Origin of the sequence: Paenibacillus luteus (assembly GCF_006542765.1) — a bacterium.
GTDB classification, from domain to species: domain Bacteria; phylum Bacillota; class Bacilli; order Paenibacillales; family Paenibacillaceae; genus Pristimantibacillus; species Pristimantibacillus luteus.
Window position 1 is genome coordinate 19,606 of the sequence record NZ_SKCD01000047.1, and the last position, 7,505, is coordinate 27,110.

A 7,505-nucleotide genomic window follows, 5' to 3' on the forward strand; every position below is an offset into this window, starting at 1 on the left:
TAACTATTTTATTCCTCTTCCTCCGCAACGCCCAGCGCGCGGTTCTTCTCTTTGAAACGGTCGTTATGGGAAGAAACGTAGGCCATGTATGGAGCTTCCGGCTCCATATACTTCTTCGCGCTATTTAACGCCAAAATACCGCTGGTGAAGGTGCCCGCAATCAGCTCCACCTTGTTCGGATAGGTAACGAAATCTCCCGCCGCGTAGATGCCTGGAATGTTGGTAACCATCTGATCGTCTACCTGCATATTCCATTCATTCATATTAAGCCCCCAATGACGGATCGAACCGTAATCGCATCTCATCCCATGACTGACGACCACCGCGTCGACCTCAAGTTTCTGCTGCTCGCCTGTAGCCGTATGAGCTACGGTGACGGTGTCTATCATCGTACCATCCTCGCTATGAAGTGCCTCTACCGTATAGGGGGTAAGGATGGTCACGGAAGACTGCTTCATTTGGCTAACCGTCCGTTCATGCCCGCCAAATTCGCCGCGCCGATGAACAATTGTCACGCTAGCCGCAATCGGCTCCAGCTCAACAGCCCAATCCACCGCGGCATCGCCGCCGCCAGAGATTAATACCCGCTTGCCGCGAAAACCGTCCAACTGCTGCACCGTATAATGCAGATTGGTCACTTCGAAACGATCTGCTCCCTCGATCTCCAGCTTTGCCGGCTTGCGAGCGCCGTAACCGATAGCCAGAATAACCGTCCGGGTGAGATGCTGTTCACCATCTTCTGTCGTCAGCAGGAAATTCCCATCCTCCTGCCGCTCACAATGCTGGATACGCTGGCCGAGTACAATCGTCGGCTCAAAGGTATGGGCTTGTTGAACCAATTGATCAATCAGCTTCTCCCCGCGGACAGGGGTGATCCCCCCAACATCCCAAATCATTTTCTCCGGATAGGTTAGTATGCGTCCGCCCAATTCGTCCTGGGCTTCTATGAGCTTGGTTTTTAATTCTCTCATGCCGCTGTAAAAAGCCGTATACAAGCCCGTTGGGCCGCCGCCAATAATCGTGACATCGAATAATTCTAGGGTTTGGCTCATGACTGCTCTCCCAATATAACCGGAAGCTGCTTAATTAAAGCTTCTCTCGCCAGCGGATCTGTCGTAATGCCTAGCCCCCCATTTATAAAATAAACTTTCCCCGCTTTCACGGCCGGCAAATCTCTCCAGATTGGCTCAGTGATCATTTGCTTAACCGCATCAAGCTCAGGCCCATCAAAATAAACAATAAAGATCCGGTCTCCTGCTATATTTGGAAGCAATTCAGCTGATATGTCTGAGTATCCGTAATTATCAGGATCATCAATCAGTTCTTGGATGCCTGCCGTTGGCTTGAACCCTTTCTCATGATAGACAAAGGTTGGCAAATAGCTGGTCGTATACACGCTAAGTCTTTTTTGGCCTAGCATGTATTGAAAGACGGAAGCCGTTTCGCCGCTCTGAATGGTACCCTTCTGAAGCAAAGAATCCCACATCTCATCGATATCTGACTCATGCTTCGCTAGAAATTCATCCGCCTGTTTCTCAAAGCCGAGCCAATCGCCAATTCTCTTTACGCGGACAGGCATCGGGTCCCACTCATTCGTCTGAATAACCGGTGCAACTTTTCTCATCACATCGAGCTGCTGGGCGTCCGTCATGGATGTAATAATCAAATCAGGCTCTAGCTCAATCAGCTTCTCCGTGCTCGGCGGCCAGCCCACATCGGCCACGTCTTTCACTTCATCCCGGTACACGGCATATTGAAGCCCATCTTGAATTAGACCAATGGGTTGAACGCCAAATAGCAAAATATCCCCCACCGTGTTATCTGTATAAACAATCCGCTTGGGCAAGCTTGGAATCTCCACCTGTTTATCGTAAGCATCTGTCACAAACTTGGTTGCAGACCCATTTTCTTGTTCGTTTCCTTGGTTCTCTGCAGCCGTAGCTGTATTTGTTGGTTTCGCCTCACTGCCACCGCCGTTATGGCCACACGCACTTAATGCCATTGCGATACAAAGCACAGCAAGACCTTTCCGTATATTTTTGCTTTGAATTCCCATCATTGTCTCCGCCCATCTCTTTGTTTTATTGATAATCATTATCAACTATAGCCAGTATAGCTTTTGCTATTGGCACCTACAAGGATAGAATGGGACGTTATTTTATACTAATGGGCTGTTTAATAACCAGAAGGAACCGATTGAAATTAATGTGGCTTTACGGTATGATTTCTTTAATTGATAATAATTCTCAACTAAGCTTGGAGGTTTTCACTTGAATCGGAATGGTTTGGAGGTCAGTCGGCCGGTACATACCCTTTATTTCGAATTGCACCATTTACAACACATTGCCGCTCCCCTAATAAGTGAAATGCCGGGCCAGCCGCTGACCTCCTATACCCTGCTTGTTATGGAAGAAGGGGAAGGCGATCTTCTGTGGAACGATAAAGAATACGCGCTTAAGGCCGGTAGTTGCTGGTTGCTTGATCCTGGGTCGATGATCGACGTGAACCTATTTCACGGTCAGAGCACCTCGTTTTGGCTGCTCAGCTTTTCCATCCTAGGCAACACAGCCAGACCCACCACGACCTATTTGCAAACCGGTGAATGCCGTATTTCCTCTATCAAAGCTCTGCTGCGCATAGTTATGAAAATCAGCATTCACCAGAATGATAAGTCTGCAGCCCGGCAAATGGATAATCACGCGAGATTCCAAAAGCTGATGCGAATTATAATAGAGAGCACGGAAGTTCAGCCAGCTGCCGAAACAACACGGCAAGCGGTGCTGGTCATTATTGAACAGCTCAAAGAGCACTTTACCGAAGACATCTCCGTAGAAGAGCTTGCTTCACAAGCCCAAATAAGCAAACGCAGATTCACCCACTGGTTTAAGCAAATTACAGGCAAGCATGTGTTGGAGTACATCACGGCCTTACGGATGGAATCTGCAAAACAACTCCTATTAAAAGGCGAGCGCCTGCAAGAGATCTCCGTCAAGGTCGGCTATCGGGATGAATTTTATTTCAACCGCCGGTTTAAGCAGACGGAAGGGCTGACGCCCGGACAATTTGTCCGCAACTATGAGAACAAACCCGCCCATATTTGTGCGCTAACCTGCCTTGGGCATTTACTCGCTCTTGGCATTCGGCCCATCGCAGCCGCCAAAAATTTAACCAACAGGCCTTATTTGCGGAATCTTAGTCTGGATATTCACCGTGTGAACAATATTCCTTATCAACTGGAAGAGATCGCCGAGCTGCATCCGGAATATATCCTGGTATCGAACGAACAGGAATGCGAAGAGCTGTCCACCGTTGCCTCTACGATGATCTTCTCACAAAACGATCATAAACCAATGACGTTGTTGGCGATGCTCGGCGAAGCTTTTAACAAACAGAGGATAGCGCAGCAGCTTATTTTGCAATATGAACACAAGGCTGAGCGTTACAGAACGGAATTACGGGGATTCATATCCAAGGAAGAAACGGTTTCTGTTATCGAAATACGCACTGATTCCATCTATGTGTTTGGCAACTTCTGGTGCCGTGGAGCTTATAATTTATACGATGGACTGGGCATAACGGCTCCTCCCATTATTGAGCAAGAGATGCTTAACCGTGAGGCTTATCGCCTGATTACAGAGGAGCAGCTTTCATTATACGCTGGCGACCGATTATTTGTAAGCATCCTTGATCCAGTTCGATTCCGCGCGCTCGAAAAAACTTTCATCTGGAAGCAGCTAAAGGCTGTCCAAAATAATCGAATCTATTTCATAGACCCTGAGCATTTCGCTGTCAGCGACCCTATCTCCATGCACAGCCAAATGGACGTGCAGATGAAGCTGTTGCTTGCTCGCTAGCGTAAGAAGACTCTGGCTAAAGAGTCTCTCTACTCTATTGAATGAGACCAAGATCATGAAAAAAAGCCAGCTATAATAGCTGGCCAAAACTGCATTTGAGTCTATATAAGTTGAACTAAAGAAATGAAGTTTAAGCGAAGCGAGGAGATCGTACTGGAGAAACGAAGTGTTCGCCTTTGTAGCCGGTTTCTTACCTTTACATGTCTTAGTCAATCAAAGAAACTGGTTACAACCGCGATCGTAAGAATGATCTACTCGCATAGCGACCAAAACGAAAAAATTCAATTCAACCTATATCGTTTTTTTCACTCGTTATTTTACTAGCGTAATACCGAAAGTAGATCCCGCGTTTCCAGCAAATACGATATATCCCTTCGTAGGCAGTACGACTTCATTTTTACCGCTAATGACCGTATTATTCACTAGGGCTCCCGTTTCATCGTATACCATAAAGCCGCCTTTAGCCGGCATCTTGACTACCATTTTCTTGCCGGCAGCTGCTTCGGGAACGCTGAACCATCTGGCATAACCATCCGCTTGAATCGTAGTTTTCGACAATTTGCCTTTATACAGCGGCTTCACTCCGTCCTCGCTCATATACACGGTTGTAGCTGCATTAAAGTACTCTACGCCTTCTTTACCATAAAAAAGAATACTCAGTGTATCACGGCCTGCTGTACCAGGAATCTGATGCTGGCTTTCAGCCGTATTGAGACCTGTTATTTTTATATCATTGAAATAGCCTTCCAACTTGTGACCACCGCTTGTCTGTATGGTTGGCCTAATCATGCTCATGTAGTTGACAGAGCTAAATTTCTCATTGATTGGATAGTAGGATTTGCCTTCTCTTTTGGCCCACGCATCTGTCGTCTCTTTATTCAGTACTACAGCTTCCAATTTCTCCGCCTTGTAATCAGAAAATGCAAGCTGGCCTAATTCAGGCACAGAACTATACTGGCTCATCCACAAATAAGTCCGTCCGTTACTTTCTTTGACAAAACTAACCTTTGTGCTTCCATCTTCATCGACAAAAGTTCCATCCTTGGTGTATATAAATTTCTGATCTGGAGCAACTATTCCTGACAATGACAGTTCCCCGTCTTTGATAGTTACATTCCACTGATCGCCTTGAGTACTATAATAACCTGCGTACTTCACAAAATCATTTGGCATGTCAGCCTTAACCGGCTTGCCAAATGATTTATCCGGCTTGATCTCTTTAATTGTGCCCTTCTCTTTCATCGCTTGCAGGAGCAATTCACTCGCTAGCAGCTGATTTATTGAGGAGCTACCGCCTGAGGTAATGACTGCAGCAGCCATGTTCTGCCCGGGAAGCACGACGAAGGAAGAATGATACATCTGAGTGTCCCCTCCTTTGACGAGGGCTTTTATCCCATAATCATTGAACGGGAATAAGCGTACGCTGTCCCAACCAAGTCCGAAGTCCATCGAGTTATCTGCGTCTTTGGGCCATAATCCTCTTCTATACTCTTCTTGCTCCATGGTCTGTGCTGATTTGATGGAGAGTACGTCCGTTCTCTTCCCAGTAAAGATTTGCGAGAATCGGACCAAATCCTCCGCAGTAGAGTAGACTCCGCCTGTACCAATCGCATTGGTCGTCTCCGTTGGAAGCTGCCCCTCATATGCAGGGGAGTAAAGGCCGGCAAATTTGCTCGTCTCTACCATGTCTTGTGGCGTCATGGTATGGTTCATACCCAAAGGTACAGCAAAATTATGATGAATGAATGCCGTGAAAGTCATATTGCTGACTCTTTCTACAAGAATCTCTGCGAGCGTGAACCCATCATTGCAATACACGGAAAAAGCTCCCGGTTCTGCCTTTAACTTCTGTGTAGACAAGTTCTCTAGCAGCGAATCGTGTACGTACGGATCTGGATCCTTGAATAAAAATGCACTGTTTAAGCTCGAACCCTGCAAGCCAGATGAGTGATTCAACAACATGCGCGGAGTAATCTTTTTATAACGTTCATCTTCCATTTTAAAGTCCGTAATATATTGTACGACAGGGGTATCGAGATTGATCTTACCTTCGTCGACTAGTTTCATGACTGCCGACGCGGTAAACATTTTGCTAGTAGAGCCAATGCCATAGATGGTTTCCTTCGTTAAAGGGATTTTCCCTTCTATATCGTTAAATCCTGTTTGTCCCGATACTTTGATTACTCCATTGTCGATCAAGGCATACTGCACGCTGGTTATTCCATATTGTTCAGTTAGAAGTGCTGCTTTCTCAGAAGCAATCTTCTCTAGCGTCTTAGAAGAAACTGCAGCTACCGTGCTGGAAGCCATTGCGTTCGTAGGAATAAGCGGGGTCAGAACTAAGGCCGCTGCAAGCGTCCATAGGTATCGTTTTTTCAAATCATCCACATCCTTTGTCTCTAGTTTTGATCGGTTAAGAATTTAGCTTGAATCTCCTTCCTTACCGTCATTCTAGCATTCCGGCCTTACGTGCTATTGAACATAACCTTAATTTTCAACTGCGATATATAGATGTCCGTTCAGCTCCTGTTAAGGTCATGCTCCATAATTGAGCGGTAGTCAGTATTATGATTCCTGAAAACAAAAAAACCGCGCTAAGCGCGGCTTTAACAGAACTAACGTTGTATATGTCCTTTCTATTGGTAAAGCTAAATTTCATCCTTATATACCTCATCTACATATCGCTTATAAACCAAAAAACTCCTCCGAAGTCTTTCTCGTAGCCTCAGCTACTTCTTCCACTGATCTTCCGATACATCGTGACACGGCCCGCAAAATGTGTGGCAAGAAAGCAGGCTCATTCCGTCCATCTTGCGGTTTCTCCTTCAAATCACGCGGGGTCAGGAATGGCCCATCCGTCTCGATCATAAGCCGGTCCAACGGAATCATCCGTACAAGCTCTTTCAGGTGTTTGCCTCTTCGTTCATCACAAATCCAGCCTGTAATCCCGATATAGAGGCCCATTTCAAGATACGCCTTAAGCTCGGGTAAAGTCCCCGTAAAACAATGAACGACCGCTTTCTGAACCGATTGCTCCTTAAGAATACCTATAAAGTCCGAAAAAGCTTCCCGTTCATGCAAAAACAGCGGCAGATTCTGCTCCAGTGCTAAACCAATTTGCTCGGCGAACCATTTGCGCTGCACATCCCGCGGTGAGAAATCCCGGTTATAGTCTAGTCCACATTCTCCGATGGCAACCACCTGCGGCTGTGCCGCCAGTTGCTTGAGCTTCTTCATCGTCTCATTTGTACAGTTCTTCGCATCGTGAGGATGAACACCCGCAGTAGAGTACAGCTTTCCCGGTAAACGACCTGCATAGCGGGCAGCTTCCATGCTGTTTCTCAGGCTTGTTCCCGTGATAACAAGTGGAGAAACCTCATTCGCTGCCGCTCTCTCAACCACCTGTTCACGATCCTGATTATACGACCGGTGCATCAAATTGACGCCAATATCTATTATTTTATGCTCCATCATTTATTTGCTCCATTCCATTTCATTTCTTGGTGCTTCTTATTATAAACTTTCTAGGACGTGTCTGAAAACTAAATGATTTTGTAGTATAATTTGAGAAAAACGATTGGAGCATCCACCATGATTCAAAGAAGGTATGAACTAAGTGATGAACAATGGGAACAAATTAAGGATATGTTC

At 46.1% G+C, this 7,505-nt stretch carries 5 protein-coding genes; 1 reads left to right on the forward strand and 4 read right to left on the reverse strand.

Annotated elements, in window-relative coordinates; genetic code table 11:
• Positions 1–8: 8 nt before the first annotated feature.
• On the reverse strand, positions 9–1,052 hold the full coding sequence (locus tag E0496_RS27880) for an NAD(P)/FAD-dependent oxidoreductase (protein ID WP_141505134.1): 1,044 nt from the start codon (positions 1,050–1,052) through the stop codon (positions 9–11).
• Positions 1,049–2,056 carry an ABC transporter substrate-binding protein gene (locus tag E0496_RS27885; protein WP_206669887.1) on the reverse strand — a complete coding sequence of 336 codons (1,008 nt, stop codon included), beginning with the start codon at positions 2,054–2,056 and terminating at the stop codon, positions 1,049–1,051. Before E0496_RS27885 ends, E0496_RS27880 begins: the two co-directional genes overlap by 4 nt.
• 214 nt (positions 2,057–2,270) lie before the next feature.
• On the opposite strand from E0496_RS27885, the gene E0496_RS27890 reads away from it, so the two are divergent.
• Complete coding sequence (locus E0496_RS27890; protein WP_141505136.1) at positions 2,271–3,854, forward strand: helix-turn-helix domain-containing protein; 1,584 nt, start codon at positions 2,271–2,273, stop codon at positions 3,852–3,854.
• Positions 3,855–4,166: 312 nt separating this feature from the next.
• On the opposite strand, the gene E0496_RS27895 is transcribed toward E0496_RS27890, so the two are convergent.
• Positions 4,167–6,233 carry a serine hydrolase domain-containing protein gene (locus tag E0496_RS27895; protein WP_141505137.1) on the reverse strand — a complete coding sequence of 689 codons (2,067 nt, stop codon included), beginning with the start codon at positions 6,231–6,233 and terminating at the stop codon, positions 4,167–4,169.
• Positions 6,234–6,539: 306 nt separating this feature from the next.
• On the reverse strand, positions 6,540–7,325 hold the full coding sequence (locus E0496_RS27900) for a TatD family hydrolase (protein ID WP_141505138.1): 786 nt from the start codon (positions 7,323–7,325) through the stop codon (positions 6,540–6,542).
• Positions 7,326–7,505: the final 180 nt, after the last annotated feature.

Bases quoted from the DNA above. Each gene is read 5' to 3' on its own strand.
- E0496_RS27900 (WP_141505138.1), bottom strand. From the start codon at position 7,325: ATGGAGCATAAAATAATAGATATTGGCGTCAATTTGATGCACCGGTCG.
- E0496_RS27885 (WP_206669887.1), bottom strand. From the start codon at position 2,056: ATGGGAATTCAAAGCAAAAATATACGGAAAGGTCTTGCTGTGCTTTGT.
- E0496_RS27880 (WP_141505134.1), bottom strand. From the start codon at position 1,052: ATGAGCCAAACCCTAGAATTATTCGATGTCACGATTATTGGCGGCGGC.